This window comes from Bacillus sp. JNUCC-21 (assembly GCF_041222765.1).
GTDB lineage: Bacteria > Bacillota > Bacilli > Bacillales > Bacillaceae > Bacillus > Bacillus velezensis.
The window spans coordinates 2,858,908-2,877,348 of record NZ_CP166019.1 but is presented as its reverse complement, the minus strand read 5'-3'; the positions used below and the strand labels follow the sequence as shown (position 1 = coordinate 2,877,348).

At 46.4% G+C, this 18,441-nt stretch carries 20 protein-coding genes, 2 tRNA genes, 1 pseudogene and 1 other annotated feature; of the genes and pseudogenes, 21 read left to right on the top strand and 2 right to left on the bottom strand.

Annotated features, from left to right (window positions below):
• Positions 1–19: 19 nt before the first annotated feature.
• Positions 20–208 (bottom strand): hypothetical protein, encoded by a 189-nt coding sequence (locus JNUCC21_RS14405; protein WP_369878235.1) that lies wholly within the window; start codon positions 206–208, stop codon positions 20–22.
• A gap of 107 nt (positions 209–315) precedes the next feature.
• Here JNUCC21_RS14405 and JNUCC21_RS14400 point away from each other — a divergent pair, with 107 nt between their 5' ends.
• The 13 genes and pseudogenes from JNUCC21_RS14400 to JNUCC21_RS14340 all read left to right on the top strand — a co-directional run bounded on the left by JNUCC21_RS14400 (position 316) and on the right by JNUCC21_RS14340 (position 7,994).
• Complete coding sequence (locus JNUCC21_RS14400) at positions 316–543, top strand: hypothetical protein (RefSeq protein ID WP_369878234.1); 228 nt, start codon at positions 316–318, stop codon at positions 541–543.
• Positions 536–763 carry a LexA family protein gene (locus JNUCC21_RS14395; protein ID WP_369878233.1) on the top strand — a complete coding sequence of 76 codons (228 nt, stop codon included), beginning with the start codon at positions 536–538 and terminating at the stop codon, positions 761–763. The genes JNUCC21_RS14400 and JNUCC21_RS14395 overlap by 8 nt, the downstream gene beginning before the upstream one ends.
• Positions 764–903: 140 nt before the next feature.
• On the top strand, positions 904–2,430 hold the full coding sequence (locus JNUCC21_RS14390; RefSeq protein ID WP_071347927.1) for a recombinase family protein: 1,527 nt from the start codon (positions 904–906) through the stop codon (positions 2,428–2,430).
• Positions 2,431–2,461: 31 nt separating this feature from the next.
• Positions 2,462–2,548: pseudogene (gene gerE / locus JNUCC21_RS14385) on the top strand (spore germination transcription factor GerE); the annotation flags it as partial.
• Positions 2,549–2,734: 186 nt separating this feature from the next.
• Positions 2,735–3,175 carry a MarR family winged helix-turn-helix transcriptional regulator gene (locus JNUCC21_RS14380; RefSeq protein ID WP_003152580.1) on the top strand — a complete coding sequence of 147 codons (441 nt, stop codon included), beginning with the start codon at positions 2,735–2,737 and terminating at the stop codon, positions 3,173–3,175.
• A gap of 7 nt (positions 3,176–3,182) precedes the next feature.
• Positions 3,183–4,001, top strand: a complete 819-nt coding sequence (gene racE / locus JNUCC21_RS14375) for a glutamate racemase (RefSeq protein ID WP_012118125.1) — start codon at positions 3,183–3,185, stop codon at positions 3,999–4,001.
• A 105-nt stretch (positions 4,002–4,106) separates the two neighbouring features.
• Positions 4,107–5,192 carry a GerMN domain-containing protein gene (locus JNUCC21_RS14370; RefSeq protein WP_032870767.1) on the top strand — a complete coding sequence of 362 codons (1,086 nt, stop codon included), beginning with the start codon at positions 4,107–4,109 and terminating at the stop codon, positions 5,190–5,192.
• 109 nt (positions 5,193–5,301) lie between these two features.
• On the top strand, positions 5,302–6,039 hold the full coding sequence (rph, locus tag JNUCC21_RS14365) for a ribonuclease PH (protein ID WP_007612934.1): 738 nt from the start codon (positions 5,302–5,304) through the stop codon (positions 6,037–6,039).
• Positions 6,040–6,050: 11 nt separating this feature from the next.
• Positions 6,051–6,647, top strand: a complete 597-nt coding sequence (locus JNUCC21_RS14360; RefSeq protein WP_087920775.1) for an XTP/dITP diphosphatase — start codon at positions 6,051–6,053, stop codon at positions 6,645–6,647.
• Positions 6,648–6,662: 15 nt separating this feature from the next.
• Positions 6,663–7,172: a YfcE family phosphodiesterase gene (locus JNUCC21_RS14355; protein ID WP_015240324.1), complete on the top strand. Its 510-nt coding sequence runs from the start codon at positions 6,663–6,665 to the stop codon at positions 7,170–7,172.
• A 113-nt stretch (positions 7,173–7,285) separates the two neighbouring features.
• A tRNA-Arg gene (locus JNUCC21_RS14350) sits at positions 7,286–7,359 on the top strand.
• A gap of 124 nt (positions 7,360–7,483) precedes the next feature.
• Positions 7,484–7,557 (top strand) — tRNA-Arg (locus tag JNUCC21_RS14345).
• A 251-nt stretch (positions 7,558–7,808) separates the two neighbouring features.
• Positions 7,809–7,994, top strand: a complete 186-nt coding sequence (locus JNUCC21_RS14340) for a hypothetical protein (RefSeq protein WP_007408136.1) — start codon at positions 7,809–7,811, stop codon at positions 7,992–7,994.
• A gap of 39 nt (positions 7,995–8,033) precedes the next feature.
• Here JNUCC21_RS14340 and JNUCC21_RS14335 read toward each other — a convergent pair whose 3' ends face one another.
• Positions 8,034–8,384: a DNA helicase gene (locus JNUCC21_RS14335; protein ID WP_169510427.1), complete on the bottom strand. Its 351-nt coding sequence runs from the start codon at positions 8,382–8,384 to the stop codon at positions 8,034–8,036.
• Positions 8,385–8,806: 422 nt separating this feature from the next.
• Positions 8,807–9,058, top strand: a binding site (T-box leader).
• Positions 9,059–9,177: 119 nt separating this feature from the next.
• On the opposite strand from JNUCC21_RS14335, the gene ilvB reads away from it, so the two are divergent.
• The 8 genes from ilvB (at position 9,178) to ddcA (ending at position 18,336) form a co-directional block, all read left to right on the top strand.
• The gene (ilvB, locus tag JNUCC21_RS14330; protein WP_032866714.1) at positions 9,178–10,902 is read left to right on the top strand and encodes an acetolactate synthase large subunit; all 1,725 of its coding nucleotides are present in this window, start codon (positions 9,178–9,180) and stop codon (positions 10,900–10,902) included.
• The gene (gene ilvN / locus JNUCC21_RS14325) at positions 10,899–11,417 is read left to right on the top strand and encodes an acetolactate synthase small subunit (RefSeq protein ID WP_012118120.1); all 519 of its coding nucleotides are present in this window, start codon (positions 10,899–10,901) and stop codon (positions 11,415–11,417) included. The genes ilvB and ilvN overlap by 4 nt, the downstream gene beginning before the upstream one ends.
• Before the next feature lie 22 nt (positions 11,418–11,439).
• Positions 11,440–12,468: a ketol-acid reductoisomerase gene (ilvC, locus tag JNUCC21_RS14320; protein ID WP_007408142.1), complete on the top strand. Its 1,029-nt coding sequence runs from the start codon at positions 11,440–11,442 to the stop codon at positions 12,466–12,468.
• On the top strand, positions 12,455–14,011 hold the full coding sequence (locus JNUCC21_RS14315) for a 2-isopropylmalate synthase (RefSeq protein ID WP_072589426.1): 1,557 nt from the start codon (positions 12,455–12,457) through the stop codon (positions 14,009–14,011). Before ilvC ends, JNUCC21_RS14315 begins: the two co-directional genes overlap by 14 nt.
• A 20-nt stretch (positions 14,012–14,031) precedes the next feature.
• Positions 14,032–15,129 (top strand): 3-isopropylmalate dehydrogenase, encoded by a 1,098-nt coding sequence (leuB, locus tag JNUCC21_RS14310; RefSeq protein ID WP_003152604.1) that lies wholly within the window; start codon positions 14,032–14,034, stop codon positions 15,127–15,129.
• A gap of 49 nt (positions 15,130–15,178) precedes the next feature.
• Complete coding sequence (gene leuC / locus JNUCC21_RS14305; protein ID WP_007408145.1) at positions 15,179–16,597, top strand: 3-isopropylmalate dehydratase large subunit; 1,419 nt, start codon at positions 15,179–15,181, stop codon at positions 16,595–16,597.
• A gap of 15 nt (positions 16,598–16,612) precedes the next feature.
• Complete coding sequence (gene leuD, locus JNUCC21_RS14300; protein WP_007408146.1) at positions 16,613–17,212, top strand: 3-isopropylmalate dehydratase small subunit; 600 nt, start codon at positions 16,613–16,615, stop codon at positions 17,210–17,212.
• Between the two features lie 119 nt (positions 17,213–17,331).
• Positions 17,332–18,336 (top strand): DNA damage checkpoint antagonist DdcA, encoded by a 1,005-nt coding sequence (gene ddcA, locus JNUCC21_RS14295; RefSeq protein WP_012118117.1) that lies wholly within the window; start codon positions 17,332–17,334, stop codon positions 18,334–18,336.
• Positions 18,337–18,441 lie beyond the last annotated feature (105 nt).

The window sequence follows — 18,441 nt, the reverse complement described above, 5'->3', positions numbered from 1 at the left end:
GTCGAGGGCTTTTTTATTTCTATAAAATCCACACCTTTTTATGCTTATCCCACTTCAGCATACGCCACCTCATGAGGTTCTTCACTGCTTCCCGGATAGCGCGTTCATCCTTACCAGTTTTTCTCTTCAGTTCATCCAAGGAGGGATTTTTCCCGAAGCGGGTCATATTAAAGATGATCCTGTATACTTTCCTCTCAAAGTCATTCATTCAAATTACCTCCTGAAGAGAATAATACCAGAACAAATATTCTCTTTACAACTTGAAATAGAACAAAAGTTCTTATATGATGATAGTAAATAAGGAGGGATATCGGCATGAAAGCATTGTTAAATCGTTCGTTAAATGAAAAGTCAACACTGGACATGATCTATATAAAAGCTGATGGGACAGTCTCGAAAAGAACCATCATAGTGCATCAGGTAAAACAGAATTTTATCCGGGCATTTTGTTTTAAGAGTAGGCAGACAAAAACATTTAGGATAGACAATATTCTTGCCGTTGCCCCGGCCAATTATAAAAAAGGGGTAAGCAAGCATGCGTGATATGACGAAAAGGCAATCCGAAACACTGCAAGCAATTACAAATTTCATTAACGAGTACGGAGTGGCGCCAACATATAGAGAATTGATGGAAGACTTCGGTTTGAGCTCTACAAGTACAGTCAAAGGGCTGCTGGATAAATTAAAGGAGAAGAATTACATAACGTGGCAGAATGGTTGTCCGCGTACGCTGAAATTAGAAAAAAGAGCTCGGCAATCTTGAAGCTCTTTTTTTATTGACTGCACTTTTTTCGGCCAGTCCCACGAATTGGACAAGAACTGACGTTCGTAAAAATTGTAGGCTGCCCGCAACCATTATGATATAATTTTGAAAAATGTACCTTTTGCAAACGGGGTGATATTTTGTTTTTTGAGGAAAAAAATACAGAGGAATTGATCAGATATGAAGATTATCCCTACGCGGTTTATGCCAGGGTTTCGTCTGAAAAGGATAGCCAAACAACATCCATACAAAACCAGATTGACATATGCCATCACTGGATTGAAAAAAACAACTATGAATGGAAAGACGAGGCTATCCAGCTGGACGATGGTATAAGCGGAACAATTCTTCTCGACCGTAAAGCCATGCAGTTAATTTTAAACAAGGCCAAGAATCACAAATTGAAAATGGTTGTATTTAAATCCATCAGCCGGCTTGCAAGGGATCTGAAGGATGCGCTGGATATAAAAGAGGTTTTGCTGGCGCACGGCGTTCGTGTAGTTACGCTGGAAGAGGGATATGACAGTTTATATGAAGGAAAAAACTCAATGAAGTTCGAAATGTTTTCCATGTTTGCTGCTCAATACCCACAGACAATATCGGTTTCAGCAAGTAGCGCGCTCGCAGCGAAAGCAAGGCGTGGGGAACATTCAGGCCGGGTTCCGTATGGGTATAAGAAAAACGGCAAGTTTCTTGAAATTTACGAAGAACAAGCAAAAGTGATTCGCATGATTTTTGATTTGTACAATAATCACGGTTATGGCCAGAAGAGAGTTGTGCACAAATTAAATGAAGAATTGCTGCTCGGCAATATTCCCAAGCCTCAGCAGAATGAGCGATGGCAACTATCAACTGTTCAGAGGATTTTACAAAATCCGATCTATTGCGGTGTGTTCATTGCAAACCGGTATACTCAAGTGAAAATCGGGGGCCGAAAAAAATTCATCCGTAATCCAGAGGAAAAATGGACGATTTATAAAGATTGGGCACCGAAGATCATTACACTGGAAGATTACGAAAAGGCGAATAATAAAAAGCATGTGCTGAAAAAACGGCGTTTCAATCCGAAAAACGAACTTCGCGGCTTAATGAAGTGCGGTGTTTGCGGTGCGAACATGGTCATCCTGTTTAGTTATAGACGCAGGAAGAAAGACGGCGTAAAAGTGGAGCACAATTATGTGAAGTGCAGCGCCTACCGACGCGGAGGGAAAAACATGTGTATTTCTCACCCGCCCATCCAGTATAAAGATTTACGCGAAATAGTTATTGAAAAGCTAAAAGAGAAGGGCCGCAAATTAAAACTGAATGTGAAATCAGATTATGAAGAGAAAAAGAAACGGCGGATCAGAGAAACAAAAGTTCAAATTGAAGCAGCTGAGAAAAAACATAAACGGCTGCTGGAATTATTCCTCGAAGACCAAATGATCTCAAAAGCCGAATTCCAATCCAAGCGGAAAGAGATCGAGGATCAATTGGAACAGTTAAATGATAAGCTGTTTCTGCTTGAGCGTGAAGAAGAAGAATCAATTGACATTACCAACATTAAAATTGCCTTTAGTCTTCTAAAGAAAAAGGACCAGGATTTGTATGAGGCGTTTCATGCGCTTATCGAAAAATTGGTTATTCATGAAGATGGAACCGTTGATTTTCATTATAAATTCCAGTGATCATTCTCATTTATGTTTGCAAAAGATATGCATAACAAATGCCATGCAGAAGTTAGGTGTGAAAGGGCGTTCGCAAGCTGTTGTCGAGCTTCTTAGAATGGGTGAGCTAGAGCTCTGATTCTTGCCGGTTTTCCTTCTTTTCGAGAAGGAGCCGGTTATTTGCGTTGGCGCCCGGGCTGATGGGCATGCGGTGAAAATCCCGGTTTTTCCTTTTTCTCCGTCAGTCTTGCATTTTCTTAAAAAAAGAAGGAAAATAGACACGGAGCGCATAGCCCAGAAAGATCCTTGAGTGAGGGATGGACAAATGACATCAAAATCTGTAGAGCATGTTGCGGATATCGAAAAATCACTCCGCCATATCGCTGCGATCATTAAACAAAAAGGAAGAGAAATCCTTAACCAATATGCAATTACACCGCCGCAATTCGTGGGGCTTCAATGGCTTTATGAATTGGGGGATATGACAATAGGCGAATTATCAGGCAAAATGTATTTGGCTTGCAGCACGACGACGGATCTGATAGACCGCATGGAAAAAAATAAGCTTGTCGAGCGGGTGAAAGACCCGGCTGACAGACGGGTCGTCAGAATTCATCTTCTCGCTGAAGGAGAGCGCATTATCCAAGAAGTGATTTTGAAAAGACAGGCTTATTTGCGGGATATGTTTGCGACATTTTCCGAAGAAGAAACAGCCGCTTTCGAAAAATCATTATTGAAACTGCAGCATGAAATGAAAAGAAAATGAGGCGATTTTGTTGGAACAGCCGATAGGAGTCATTGATTCCGGGGTTGGCGGGTTAACCGTTGCTAAGGAAATCATGAGACAGCTACCGAAGGAAAATATCATCTATGTGGGAGATACAAAACGCTGCCCGTACGGCCCGCGTCCTGAAGAAGAAGTTCTTCAATACACGTGGGAAATGACCGATTACCTGCTGGAAAACCACCATATCAAAATGCTCGTGATCGCCTGCAATACGGCCACGGCCATTGCCTTGGAGGATATTCAGCGCAAAACGGATATTCCGGTTGTCGGCGTCATTCAGCCGGGTGCGAGAACGGCGATAAAGGTCACGAAAAACCAGCATATCGGCGTCATCGGCACGGTCAATACCATTAAAAGCAGAGCGTATGAGCAGGCGCTGCTCGGGTTAAACGCAGAACTTCAAGTTGAGAACACGGCTTGTCCGCTGCTCGTGCCGTTTGTGGAAAGCGGACGGTTTCTTCAGGAATCAGCGGAGGAAGCGGTTGAAGCATCGCTTGAGCCTTTAAAAGGTACATCAATTGACACCTTGATTTTAGGATGTACGCATTATCCGATTTTAAAAGATCCGATTCAGAACTATATGGGAGAGCATGTGAAAATCATTTCCTCCGGAGACGAGACGGCGAGAGAAGTGAGCACCATCTTGTCTTATAAAGGTTTGTTAAACCAATCGAAACATGCACCGGAGCATCAATTTCTTACAACGGGAGAGCGGAACGGCTTCGCAAAAATTGCCGAAGACTGGTTCGGCCACGAAATCGGCCATGTCGAGTGCATCTCCCTTCAAGAGCCGGTCAGAAAATAAATCAAAAAACCCGCTGTTTACGGCGGGTTTTTTTGCGCTTCCCGGTCTATTTCCCGGACAGGGCTCGTATACATCATAGTACAAACAGCCTTAGGAGGGAAAAGTATGCTGAAAAAAGGACCTGCAGTCATTGCTGCAACATGTCTTACTTCGGCTTTTGTGTTATCTGGATGCGGTTTGTTTCAATCCGATAAAACAGCCGGGGAAATTGACCCGCCTCAAGACATTTCATATGTAAAGGATGAAGCGGGAATTCAGGCAAAATCAAAGCAGTCAGAGAAAAACGGCACTTCTAAAGCCGACCAGCCGGCCAATACAGTCATGAGAGAGCTGTATCTGATTGATAAAAACGGCTATGTCGCAGCACAGACATTGCCTCTTCCGAACAGTGAGGGAACCGCAAAGCAGGCCCTTGAGTATTTGGTTCAGGGAGGGCCTGTGTCAGAAATCCTGCCGAACGGCTTCAGAGCGGTGCTCCCTGCGGATACGACGGTAAATGTCGATATTAAAAAAGACGGCACTGCCGTCGCTGATTTTTCGAAGGAATTTAAAAACTATAAAAAAGAAGACGAACAAAAAATCCTGCAATCGATTACATGGACGCTTACCCAATTCAGCTCAATAGATAAAGTCAAAATCAGAATCAACGGGCACGAACTGAAAGAAATGCCTGTGGGCGGCACGCCGATTACGGGCGATTTAAGCAGAAAAGACGGGATTAATATTGAAACGGCCGGAGTGAATGATCTGACAGACACCCATCCGCTGACTGTCTATTATCTGGCGGAAACAGAGACGAGCGAATACTACGTGCCTGTCACAAAGCGGATTGACAATTCGGAAACAAATGACATCACCGCTGCCGTTGAACAGCTCGCCGACGGACCGGGCAAAGCAAGCGGGCTTTTGACGGACTTTAATAACGATGTTAAGCTTCTCGGCAAGCCGAAAGTAAAAGACGGCCAAGTTACACTGGACTTTAACAGCTCCATTTACGGAAGCGCCGACGAAAAAACAAAAATGGTATCATCGGGCGTACTGGACAGCATCGTTCTCACATTAACCGAACAGCCGTCGATCAAAAGTGTTTCTATAAAAGTAAACGGAAAATCAGAACTGGTGAATGAGAAAGGAGAATCCCTTTCAAAACCTGTTTCGAGGCCGTCACAAGTGAATACGGGTAGTTTTTAATTTGCGATTTTTGATATACTAGTAAAAAAGAGGTTAGCGTTCCGGCTGCCTCTTTCTTTATTCACAATCCGGAACAAAAGGTTTATGTACATATAATCGGAGGTAAAATATGAGACACGACGGAAGACAGCACGATGAGCTGCGCCCTATCACATTTGATTTGGATTTTATCACTCACCCGGAAGGCTCTGTTTTAATTACAGCGGGAAATACGAAGGTCATCTGTAATGCATCTGTGGAAGACCGGGTGCCGCCATTTTTACGCGGCGGAGGAAAAGGCTGGATCACAGCGGAATACAGCATGCTTCCCCGCGCGACGAATCAAAGAACGATAAGAGAATCTTCAAAAGGAAAGGTCTCCGGCAGAACGATGGAAATTCAGCGGCTGATCGGGCGCGCGCTCCGGGCCGTCGTTGATTTGGAGAAGCTTGGCGAACGGACGATCTGGATCGACTGTGACGTCATTCAAGCTGACGGCGGAACAAGAACGGCTTCCATTACCGGCGCCTTCTTGGCAATGGCCATTGCGATCGGCAAACTCGTAAAAAGCGGCGTTATCAAAACCTCTCCTGTGACAGATTATCTCGCGGCCATTTCTGTTGGGATGGATAAAGAAGAAGGCCTTCTTTTGGATCTGAATTATGAAGAGGATTCGGCGGCTGAAGTCGACATGAATATTATCATGACGGGAAGCGGACGTTTTGTAGAGCTTCAAGGGACGGGCGAAGAAGCCACATTCTCCCGTGAAGATTTAAACGGACTGTTAAGCCTTGCTGAAAAAGGAATCCAGACGCTTATTCAAAAGCAAAAAGAAGTGCTGGGAGAAACATTGCCTGAACTGAAATAAGAAAGAGAGGCCTGATCACCGTGAAAGAAGCCATTATTGCGACACACAATCAGGGAAAAGTGAAAGAATTCAAGGAAATTCTCGAACCGAAAGGCTACAGCGTCTCTTCTTTGGCGGAAATCGGATTTACGGAAGAAATTGAAGAAACCGGACATACCTTTGAAGAAAACGCCATCTTAAAAGCGGAAGCCGTGGCAAAAGCCGTCAACAAAATGGTCATTGCAGACGACTCCGGTTTATCAGTGGACAACCTTGGAGGCAGACCGGGCGTTTATTCAGCCCGTTATGCCGGAGAAGCAAAAGATGATAAGGCGAACATGGACAAGGTGCTGTCAGAATTAAAAGGCATCGAAAAAGAGCAGCGCACGGCCCGTTTCCGCTGCGCCCTTGCCGTCAGCATGCCGGGGCAGGAAACAAAAACGGTCGAAGGTCATGTTGAAGGGTATATTGCGGAAGGACCCGAGGGGGATAACGGGTTCGGCTATGATCCCATTTTTATTGTAAAAGATAAAGATAAAACCATGGCCCAGCTGACAAGCGCTGAGAAAAACAAAATCAGTCACAGGGCTGAGGCGCTCAAGAAACTGTCAAAGCTGCTTGATTCATAAGGGGGAGCGTATGCAATGAAAGTGCTGATAATAAGTGACAGTCACGGCCTTGAAGACGAGCTGGAGACGATTGCAAAGCGGCACGAAGACGAAGCGGATCTGATGATTCATTGCGGTGATTCAGAGCTTGACGCCGCACATCCGGCGCTCACGCCGTATCACACGGTGAAAGGCAATTGCGACTTTGGCGGCGGGTTTCAGGATGAACTCCTTCTGGACGCAGGTTCAAAGAAAATTCTGGCCGTTCACGGGCATCTTCACGGCATTAAACAGTCACTTTTAACTGTTTTTTACCGGGCGGAAGAGCTTGGGGCGGATATCGTCTGCTTCGGCCATTCACATATTGCCGGGAGTGAAGAGCTTCGGGGCAAGCTTTTGATTAATCCGGGCAGCATCCGTCTTCCAAGAGTCCGCAATGTGAAAAGCTATGCCATTCTTACTCTTACAGAAAGAGAAGTCGCCGTGACATTTTACGACGAAACGGGTCGGGAATTGAAGGATTTGGGGACTACAATCAGTTTTTAACAAGTGATGGGGGAGATTTCATTCTTCCCCATCAAAAGTTTTTAAAAAAATATTGACTTATGATTTGAACCTGTATATAATAAATCTTGTCGCTGATACATAATGCAAAAGCTGTCCCAGTAGCTCAGCTGGATAGAGCAACGGCCTTCTAAGCCGTCGGTCGGGAGTTCGAATCTCTCCTGGGACGTACAAAAAAAGAGCTGGTGACATCAGAGTGAAAACTGATGCCGCTGGCCTTTTTTATCGGATGACTATATTGTCAAATCGCTGAAATCATGGTAAAATGATCAGCAGAACAATTTGATTTTCATGTCCCAGTAGCTCAGCCGGATAGAGCAACGGCCTTCTAAGCCGTCGGTCGGGAGTTCGAATCTCTCCTGGGACGTATAAAAAACCTCAAGCCCTGACAATGGGTTTGAGGTTTTTTTGTATTTATTTTTTTATTTTACGAAACAAAAGTTCCGTATTTGATGAAAAATTGTAAAGTAATTTTAATATAAATGAAACTTAATGTAATATTTACCGTAATAAATATATGTATAAAGATACTTAAGGCGCCCTTGAGTGATAAATTATCTAATTTCTATCATGCATTTTGTCAATGAATGATAGAAAGACAGCAGGAGGAATTAGCTTTTGAAGTACGCATTTGCATATAAAAATCACAATATAGAAACGATCTTTTGCGGAAAAGACGAGCTGTTTGAGGAACTGAAACAATTTTTAATCACTCAATGCGGTTTAATCATTGTTGAGGTTTCAAGGGCTGATTACTATACGGAGCAGGAAATGAATCAGTGGAATGACCGTTATACCCTGTGAATAAGAAAAGAAACCGGCCGTGGGAGGCCGGTTTTTGTATCATCTGAATCCGCTCGGAGCGCTGAAGCCCCCGGCATGGCCGCTGAAACCGCCCCCGAGCGCGCCGGGATGCGCCCCGGCGCCGAGGCTTCCGCCGACGTCACTGAAGGATTGGCCGTAGTACCCGGTTGTATAAGGGTACGGAACGAATTGCTGCCCGGCGAATGACAGCGTGCTTTGCGGGGTCTGCTGTCCGTATCCGGATTGCGGAAATCCCTGCTGAAAAGAAGGGCCGCCTTGAAATGGTGCTGTATGCATCGGGGCCGGAGGATAGTAAGACTGCGGCGGTAAGACCGGTAAAGGCGGAAATCCAGGAGGCAGGCCCTGCATGCCTGATAACATCTTATTCATGACATCACTCATTTCTTACGAGATAAGAACAGTCTATGCGTATGTCTGTAGAAAGAGCCTGTTCAATTGAACGGAATATCTGACAAGCATGCCGGAAGGACAGAGAAAAATCGTGTAATAAAATGTGACATATTCGTATATGAACGGAAAAATTTCATGTAATCTTGAGAGATTAATAAAAAAATGATAAAAACTTTTAATATTTACAGATCCCTTTGTACCAGTAATGAAAGCGTATACAAAGTAGATTGATTAATCTAAATTGTCTAATAATTATAAAAATGCTGTTGACACTGTCTGCAAACGGGCGTAATATGAGTTCAAACAAAAATAAATAAATGATTCACGCTAAAAAGAAAAATCATAAAACACTGAAAAAACAAACAAATGAAGGTTCTTTTTTAATAAAAGAGCTGCCATAATAAAAAGCGCAGAAGAGGATAAGTAGCTTTGCTGAAGTTTTTCACAGAGAGCCGGTAACGCTGAGAGCCGGTAAAACAAATCAAAGTGAACTCCCCTCAGAGTGCCGGTCTGAAATGTAAAGAGTAGGACTCGGCCGAGTGAACGCAATGTTTACTCGTTATCAAAACGGATAATCATTATCCATGAGACGGTCTGCATATGACCGTAAACAAGGGTGGTACCGCGGAAAGCAAAGCCTTTTCGCCCCTTTTGGCTATCGCATGAAATGCTTGGCTGAATGTGGGTGGGAAGGCTTTTTTATTTGCGTCAGCCGGCTCTGCGTTTTATGAATTGGATTTTAGAAGGGAACATTGAAAAGGAGGAACTGAAAATGGGCACAAATGTACAGGCGGATTCTTTGTCTGCCGAATGTACAAAAACAATGAACGGGGCTCTGATGCTGATTGAATCATTAAAGAAAGAAAATGTCGAGATGATCTTCGGCTATCCGGGGGGAGCCGTCCTTCCGATTTACGATAAGCTGTATCAGTCAGGATTGGTTCACATCCTGCCCCGCCACGAGCAAGGCGCGATTCATGCGGCAGAAGGGTATGCGAGAGTCTCCGGAAAGCCGGGGGTTGTGATTGCTACTTCCGGACCCGGAGCGACAAATTTAGTTACCGGTCTTGCGGATGCGATGATAGATTCATTGCCGCTCGTAGTGTTTACCGGTCAGGTGGCCACTTCGGTCATCGGCAGCGACGCTTTCCAGGAAGCCGACATTTTAGGAATTACGATGCCGATTACGAAACACAGCTACCAAGTCCGCCGTCCGGAAGATCTCCCCCGTGTGATTAAAGAGGCGTTCCATATCGCCACGACGGGAAGACCGGGCCCGGTATTAATTGATATACCGAAGGATGTCGCAGCATTTGAAGGAGAGTTCAGATATGATCACGAGATCAGCCTTCCGGGTTATCAGCCTGTAAAAGAGCCTAACTATCTGCAGATCCGAAAGCTCGTGGAAGCTGTCAGCAGTGCGAAAAAGCCGGTTATTTTAGCCGGAGCGGGTGTTTTGCACGGTAAAGCTTCAGAAGATTTAAAAAATTATGCCGAACAGCAGCAAATTCCGGTAGCCCACACGCTTCTCGGTCTGGGCGGTTTCCCGGCAGACCATCCTCTTTTTCTGGGAATGGCGGGGATGCACGGCACATACACAGCGAATATGGCGCTTTACCACTGTGATTTGTTGATCAGCATCGGAGCGCGGTTCGATGATCGTGTGACCGGAAATCTGAAGCATTTTGCAAAATCGGCCAAAGTAGCGCATATCGATATTGATCCTGCTGAAATCGGAAAAATTATCGAAACGCAGATTCCGGTGGTCGGCGACAGTAAAATCGTCCTTCAGGAATTATTGAAGCAAAACGGAAAACAGGGACAGACAGAGGAATGGAAACAGCAGCTTTCAGAATGGAAAGAAGAATATCCGCTTTGGTATACAGACAACAGAGAAGAGGGCTTGAAACCCCAAAAGCTGATTGAGTATATTCACCAATTCACAAACGGTGAGGCGATTGTGGCGACGGATGTCGGCCAGCACCAGATGTGGGCGGCTCAGTTTTATCCTTTCCGAAAGGCTGATAAGTGGGTTACCTCGGGGGGGCTCGGCACAATGGGCTTCGGCCTTCCGGCGGCTATCGGAGCGCAGCTGGCCGATCGTAACGCCACGGTTGTTGCCATCCTCGGAGACGGCGGTTTTCAGATGACCCTTCAGGAATTAGATGTCATCCGGCAGCTGAATCTTCCTGTCAAAGTGGTTATCTTGAACAACGAATGTCTGGGCATGGTCAGACAGTGGCAGGAAATCTTCTATGAAGAGCGCTATTCTGAATCCAAATTCTCGGCGCAGCCTGACTTTGTCAAATTGTCAGAAGCCTACGGCATTAAAGGCGTCCGAATTTCATCGGAGGAAGAGGCGGAAGAAGAGCTTAAAAAGGCGCTTTCATCAAAAGAACCGGCCGTTATTGACGTCCGGGTCGCCAAAAGCGAGAAAGTATTCCCGATGATTGCGCCGGGTAAAGGACTTCATGAAATGGTGGGGGTGAAACCTTGAAACGCATTATCACATTAACGGTGGTCAACCGCTCGGGAGTATTAAACCGGATCACCGGCCTGTTTACAAAAAGACACTATAATATCGAAAGCATCACTGTAGGCCACACGGAAACAAGCGGTGTTTCAAGGATTACATTTGTCGTCCATGTGGAAGGCGAAAATGACGTAGAGCAGCTGACAAAGCAGCTTAACAAACAAATTGACGTCCTGAAAGTGACGGATATTACAAACCAATCGATTGTACAGCGTGAGCTGGCATTAATCAAAGTTGTTTCCGCACCGTCGGCCAGAACGGAAATCAATGGAATCATTGAGCCGTTCAGAGCTTCCGTCGTTGATGTCTCAAGAGACAGCGTCGTCGTTCAGGTTACCGGCGAATCTAATAAAATCGAAGCGCTCATAGAGCTGCTCAAACCCTACGGCATTAAAGAAATCGCGAGAACGGGCACAACGGCTTTTGCGAGGGGAACCCAGCAGAAGACGTCATCCAATAAAACAATTTCAATTGTATAACACAAAAAAGGGAGAGATTAAAATGGTAAAAGTATATTATAACGGTGATATCAAAGAGAACGTATTGGCAGGTAAAAAAGTAGCGATTATCGGTTACGGTTCACAAGGTCACGCACATGCGCTGAACTTAAAAGAAAGCGGAATTGATGTCATTGTCGGCGTCAGACAAGGAAAATCATTTACACAGGCCCAAGAAGACGGTCATCAAGTCTTTTCGGTAAGAGAAGCGGCTGCCCAGGCTGATATCATTATGGTTCTTCTTCCGGATGAACAGCAGCAAAAAGTATATGAAGCTGAAATCAAAGATGAATTGACGGCGGGCAAGTCATTGGTATTCGCACACGGATTTAACGTCCATTTCCATCAGATCGTGCCTCCTGCTGATGTGGATGTATTCCTTGTCGCCCCTAAAGGGCCTGGACACCTTGTCAGAAGAACATATGAACAAGGCGCGGGCGTACCGGCATTGTTTGCCATCTACCAGGATGTATCAGGCGAAGCGAAAGATACGGCTCTTGCTTATGCAAAAGGAATCGGCGGAGCGCGTGCGGGCGTTCTTGAAACAACATTTAAGGAAGAAACGGAAACGGATTTGTTCGGTGAGCAGGCCGTTCTGTGCGGAGGTTTAACGGCGCTTGTCAAAGCGGGTTTTGAAACGCTGACAGAAGCCGGCTACCAGCCTGAACTCGCATACTTCGAGTGTCTGCACGAACTGAAGCTGATCGTAGACTTGATGTATGAAGAAGGATTGGCGGGCATGAGATACTCTATCTCTGATACGGCTCAATGGGGAGATTTTGTCTCAGGGCCGCGCGTAGTCGATGCGAAGGTAAAAGAATCGATGAAACAAGTATTAACGGATATTCAAAACGGTACATTCGCGAAAGAATGGATCGTGGAAAACCAAGTGAACCGTCCTCGCTTCAATGCGATCAATGCAAGTGAAAACGAGCATCAGATTGAAAAGGTCGGCAGACAGCTCCGTGAAATGATGCCGTTTGTCAAACAAGGCAAAAAGAAGGAAGCGGTGGTCTCCGTTGCGCAAAATTAATGTTTTCGACACGACCCTTCGTGACGGTGAACAATCCCCCGGGGTCAACCTCAATTCCCGGGAGAAACTGGCGATAGCCAAGCAGCTTGAAAGACTCGGGGTGGACATTATTGAAGCGGGATTTCCCGCTTCATCCCGAGGTGATTTTTTAGCCGTGCAGGAAATCGCAAGAACGATTAAAAATTGTTCGGTAACAGGGCTTGCCCGATCTGTCAAAGGTGACATCGACGCAGCCTGGGAAGCGCTGAAAGACGGGGCCAGCCCGCGGATTCACATCTTTATCGCCACTTCTGACATTCATCTGAAGCATAAGCTGAAAATGACGCGGGAAGAGGTTAAGGAAAAAGCGGTTGAAATGGTGAAGTATGCAAAAGAACGCTTTCCGATCGTTCAATGGTCAGCAGAAGACGCATGCCGCACCGAACTTCCGTTTCTGGCTGAAATCGTTGAAGAAGTGATTGATGCCGGCGCGAGCGTCATCAACCTGCCGGACACTGTAGGTTACCTGACGCCGGATGAATACGGAAACATCTTTAAATATATGAAGGAACACGTTCCGAATATCAGCCGGGTAAAGCTCTCAGCCCATTGCCACGATGATCTCGGAATGGCGGTTGCCAACTCGCTTTCGGCAATTGAGAACGGCGCTGATCAAATTGAATGCGCCATTAACGGCATAGGAGAAAGAGCCGGGAATGCCGCGCTAGAGGAAATCGCCGTTGCGCTTCATGTCAGAAATGACCAGCATCAAGCCGATTCATCTCTTAATCTTCATGAATTGAAGCGGACGAGTGATCTTGTCAGCAAACTGACGGGTATGGCCGTTCCCCGCAACAAAGCAATCGTCGGAGATAACGCTTTCGCACATGAGTCCGGCATTCACCAAGACGGTTTCCTGAAAGAAAAATCAACATATGAAATCATTTCACCGGAACTTGTCGGCGTGACTGCTGATGCGCTTGTACTCGGAAAGCATTCCGGGCGCCACGCGTTCAAAGACCGCCTGAATACGCTTGGATTCCAGTTTGATAGTGATGAAATCAATAAATATTTTACGATGTTTAAAGAACTGACCGAAAAGAAAAAAGAAATCACCGATGATGACTTGATTTCTCTTATTTTAGAAGAAAAAGTGACAGACAAAAAAATCGGCTATGAATTTTTGTCTCTGCAAGTGCATTACGGGACGTCTCAGGTGCCGACTGCAACAGTCTCTTTGAAAAATCAGGAAAACGAACAGCTGATTCAAGAGGCGGCAACGGGGGCGGGCAGCGTAGAAGCCGTTTATAATACGCTCGGGCGCTGCATCGATAAAAATATTGAACTGACAGACTACCGCATCCAATCCAACCGGAAAGGCGAAGACGCGCTGGCTCAAGTTTTTGTCAGAGTGACCGTGAACGGAAAAGAAACATCAGGGCGGGGAATCGCGCAGGATGTTCTGGAAGCTTCTGCTAAAGCTTATCTGAACGCCGTGAACCGGCAGCTGGTGCTGGATTGCAATTTAGACGGATTAAAGAGACAGACTGCGGTCGGCTCGTAATAGAAAGGAGAACGTTTGATTTGAAAAAACGCATTGCTTTGCTGCCCGGTGACGGAATCGGACCGGAAGTGGCGGAATCAGCGGCAGATGTATTGAAAAGCGTTGCCGAACAATTCGGACATGAATTTGAATTTGAAAACGGACTGATCGGGGGAGCGGCCATTGACGCCCATCAAAACCCCCTTCCTGAGGAGACGGTGGCTCTTTGTGAAAGATCCGACGCCATCCTGCTCGGGGCAGTCGGCGGGCCGAAATGGGACCAAAATCCTCCGGAGCTCAGACCGGAAAAAGGCCTGCTCGGCATCAGAAAAAAACTCGGCCTGTTTGCCAATTTGCGTCCCGTGACCGTATTTGAAAGCTTGTCTGAGGCATCTCCGCTGAAAAAAGAATATATCAGCGGCGTCGACTTTGTAATCGTCAGGGAACTGACGGGCGGCCTCTACTTCGGAGAACCGAGCAGACAGTATGTCAATGAAGCGGGAGAAAAGGAAGCGGTCGATACCCTTTTTTATAAGAAAGAAGAAATCGCACGCGTTGTCAGAGAAGCCTTTAAGATGGCTGCCGGCAGAAAAGGAAAAGTGACGTCCGTTGATAAGGCGAATGTGCTTTCTTCAAGCAGGCTTTGGCGGGAAACAGCGGATGAAATCGCAAAAGAATTTCCTGATGTGACGCTTGAACATATGCTTGTCGATAATGCCGCGATGCAGCTCATCTACGCTCCGAGCCAGTTTGACGTCATCGTAACTGAGAATATGTTCGGCGATATTTTAAGCGATGAAGCCTCCATGCTGACAGGCTCGCTCGGCATGCTGCCGTCAGCCAGCTTATCAAGTTCAGGTCTTCACTTGTTTGAACCCGTGCATGGATCTGCGCCTGACATCGCCGGTAAAGGGATGGCCAATCCGTTTGCGGCGATTTTATCAGCGGCGATGCTTTTGAGAACATCTTTCGGGCTTGAAAACGAAGCTCAGGCGGTGGAAAAAGCGGTCGCAAAGGTGCTTGCAGACGGCAGCCGTACACGTGATATCGCCCGGGACGGCCAATATGCCGGAACGCATGACATTACTGAAAAAGTAAAAGCCGCATTAGCCGGCTCGAATACAAAATCTATAGTGTGACGCTTTAAAGAAAGCGGTCTTAGTTCATAGGTAGAGGGAGGAAACAAAGATGATGCCTCGAACAATCATCGAAAAGATTTGGGATCGGCATGTTGTAAAAAGCGGTGAAGGAAAACCCGACCTTCTCTATATTGATCTGCACCTCATTCATGAGGTGACGTCTCCTCAGGCGTTTGAAGGGTTAAGGCAGAAGGGAAGAAAGGTCAGACGGCCGCAGAACACATTCGCGACGATGGACCACAATATTCCGACCGTCAACCGTTTTGACATTAAAGATGAAGTCGCAAAGCGCCAAGTAACCGCGCTTGAACGGAATTGCGAGGAGTTCGGCGTCCGTCTTGCGGATCTTCACAGCGCAGACCAGGGGATCGTTCACGTAGTCGGGCCTGAGCTTGGTCTGACACTACCGGGGAAAACGATCGTTTGCGGAGACAGCCATACATCGACTCACGGCGCATTCGGAGCGCTTGCCTTCGGTATCGGCACAAGTGAGGTGGAACATGTTCTTTCCACTCAGACATTGTGGCAGCAGCGGCCGAAAACGCTTGAAATCCGCGTTGACGGAACGCTCCAAAAAGGAGTGACCGCGAAGGATGTCATCTTGTCGGTCATCGGAAAATACGGGGTGAAATTCGGTACCGGATATGTCATTGAATACACCGGGGAAGTATTCAGAAACATGTCTATGGACGAACGCATGACGGTCTGCAATATGTCAATAGAAGCGGGAGCGCGGGCGGGACTGATCGCTCCGGATGACACGACGATTGAATATTGTAAAAACCGTAAATACGCGCCAAAAGGCGAGGAATTTGAAAAAGCCGCCGCAGAATGGAAAGCGTTAAAAACCGATCCGGGCGCCGTATACGATCATTCCATCGTGTTAGACGGCAGCGAGATTTCTCCAATGGTAACATGGGGCGTCAATCCCGGTATGGTTCTTCCGGTCGATGCCCAAATACCGGCGCCGGAAACGATTGATTCTGAAGACGGTAAAAAAGAAGCCATCCGCGCGTACGAATACATGGGAATCTCACCGAATCAAAAAATTGAAGATATTAAAGTCGAGCATGTGTTTATCGGCTCCTGTACAAATTCGCGGATGACCGATCTTCGCCAGGCTGCGGATATGATCAAAGGCCGAAAAGTCGCCGACAGCGTCAGAGCCATTGTGGTGCCGGGTTCTCAAAGCGTGAAACAGCAGGCCGAAGAAGAAGGGCTGCACCGCGTGTTTCTCGAGGCCGGGTTTGAATGGAGAGAATCAGGCTGCAGCATGTGCCTCAGTATGAACAATGATGTTGTGCCTGAAGGGGAACGATGCGCTTCCACTTCCAACCGCAACTTCGAAGGCAGACAGGGAAAAGGCGCGAGAACACACCTTGTCAGTCCGGCGATGGCGGCAATGGCGGCCATTCACGGGCATTTCGTCGATGTAAGAAAGTTTTATCAAGAAAAAACAGTTGTGTAAGGAGTGCGCGAAAAGATGGAACCTTTAAAAACGCATACGGGAAAAGCGGCTGTCTTAAACCGGATCAACGTCGATACGGACCAGATTATTCCGAAACAGTTTTTGAAAAGAATTGAAAGAACAGGATACGGCAGATTCGCGTTTTTTGATTGGAGATACCTTGAGAACGGTGAGCCTGATCCTGAATTTGAATTAAACCGCAAAGTCTATGAAGGCGCGTCCATATTAATTGCCGGAGAGAATTTCGGCTGCGGATCATCCCGTGAGCACGCTCCTTGGGCGCTGGATGATTACGGCTTCAAAATCATCATTGCTCCGTCATTTGCCGATATTTTTCATCAAAACTGTTTTAAAAACGGTATGCTTCCCATCCGTATGCCGTATGATCAGTGGAAAAAACTCGCCGGTCAATATGAAAATCAGTCTCTTAACATGACGGTTGACTTGGAAAACCAGCTCATTCACGACAGTGAAGGAAAAGAGATTTCATTTGAAGTCGATCCGCACTGGAAGGAAATGCTGATTAACGGTTATGATGAAATTTCATTAACGCTTCTGCTGGAGGACGACATTCAGCAGTTTGAATCGAAAAGAAGTTCATGGCTTCAAGCCTGAAAAAAAAGCCGACCGGCATCTGTCCGGCGGCTTTTTTTACCGTGCGCACCATCCTTTCTTGTGTTTCATGACGCGTGTTGATACACTTGAAAAAAATAGCGCCTGAAAGGAAATAAAGTATGACGCATGACAAGAAAAAAGCTGATATCATTCCTTTCCCCCGTCTGAAAGAACGCTTGGTTGATAAAGGGATGGCCGCCATGAAGGATAAACAGTATCAGGAGGCCCTCGAACTGTTTTCAGAGGCGGTAAGCCACGGCGATACCGAGTCCGACGTACATTTAGGCATGGCGATTTGTTTTCTGGAACTCGGGGAATTGGAAGAAGCAAAACAAGTTTGCGAGAAAATGCTGAATGAAGGGTACGGCCATTATTTCACCGTGCTGCAGGTGTACATGACCATTTTAATTCAGCTGAAACAATATGAAGAAGTCAAAAGCACAATTGAAGCTGTGCTGGAAGAAAACCAGCTGCCCGCAGAAAGTGCGGAGCAATTCTACCGGCTGCTCGAATTCAGCCGCAAAATGACCGATCCCGACCAGCAGGATGAAGCGTGGGAGGAGGAATACGAGGACATTCTTGATGCGGAAAAAGTGCTGAACAGCCCCGCTGAACAAATGAATCTGATTCATTCTCTCAAAGACCGCAATATTGCAAAATACACGGGTCTCTTAAAAACGATTCTTCAAGATCCGGGCGCACATCCGCTTATCAAGACGATGATTTTAACGCTGATGGCGGAGCACGACTACAGCAAGCCGGTCCATATTACAAAATTCGGCGATTCAATGACCGCGGTTCCGAGTGAAACGGTTCAGCCTGATGCGGCTCCGATTTTGCATCGCGTTCTCCGGGTGCTTGATGAAACGCTCGGCAATGAAAACCCTACATTATACGCTGCCGTCGAGGAGCTGTGGAGAAGGCATCTGTACGTCCTGCACCCTTTTATGCCGAAGTTTTTGAACGCAGATTTATGGGCGGCGGCGCTTCATAAGGTCGGTTACGAGATGCACGGCATTGACATTGAGCCGGAGGAACTTCATATGATGTACGAGTTTGACAGCCGCGAACTTGAAGAAGCCTGCACGATGATTAAGGATATTGAAGAAATTTCTTATTTGTAAATCACACCATATAGTTGAAAGCGGTAGGCGTTATGTTATAATATAGTGGTTGTATTTATGTATAGCGGTTTAACTGAAATGAGAATTACGGTTGGACAGGCTGCC

Excerpts from the sequence above, each read along its gene's own strand:
- JNUCC21_RS14405 (WP_369878235.1), bottom strand. The coding sequence starts at position 208 with ATGAATGACTTTGAGAGGAAAGTATACAGGATCATCTTTAATATGACC.
- ilvB (WP_032866714.1), top strand. The coding sequence starts at position 9,178 with ATGGGCACAAATGTACAGGCGGATTCTTTGTCTGCCGAATGTACAAAA.
- JNUCC21_RS14370 (WP_032870767.1), top strand. The coding sequence starts at position 4,107 with ATGCTGAAAAAAGGACCTGCAGTCATTGCTGCAACATGTCTTACTTCG.
- JNUCC21_RS14380 (WP_003152580.1), top strand. The coding sequence starts at position 2,735 with ATGACATCAAAATCTGTAGAGCATGTTGCGGATATCGAAAAATCACTC.
- leuC (WP_007408145.1), top strand. The coding sequence starts at position 15,179 with ATGATGCCTCGAACAATCATCGAAAAGATTTGGGATCGGCATGTTGTA.
- rph (WP_007612934.1), top strand. The coding sequence starts at position 5,302 with ATGAGACACGACGGAAGACAGCACGATGAGCTGCGCCCTATCACATTT.
- JNUCC21_RS14395 (WP_369878233.1), top strand. The coding sequence starts at position 536 with ATGCGTGATATGACGAAAAGGCAATCCGAAACACTGCAAGCAATTACA.
- leuD (WP_007408146.1), top strand. The coding sequence starts at position 16,613 with ATGGAACCTTTAAAAACGCATACGGGAAAAGCGGCTGTCTTAAACCGG.
- ddcA (WP_012118117.1), top strand. The coding sequence starts at position 17,332 with ATGACGCATGACAAGAAAAAAGCTGATATCATTCCTTTCCCCCGTCTG.
- ilvC (WP_007408142.1), top strand. The coding sequence starts at position 11,440 with ATGGTAAAAGTATATTATAACGGTGATATCAAAGAGAACGTATTGGCA.
- JNUCC21_RS14400 (WP_369878234.1), top strand. The coding sequence starts at position 316 with ATGAAAGCATTGTTAAATCGTTCGTTAAATGAAAAGTCAACACTGGAC.
- JNUCC21_RS14335 (WP_169510427.1), bottom strand. The coding sequence starts at position 8,384 with ATGAATAAGATGTTATCAGGCATGCAGGGCCTGCCTCCTGGATTTCCG.
- JNUCC21_RS14355 (WP_015240324.1), top strand. The coding sequence starts at position 6,663 with ATGAAAGTGCTGATAATAAGTGACAGTCACGGCCTTGAAGACGAGCTG.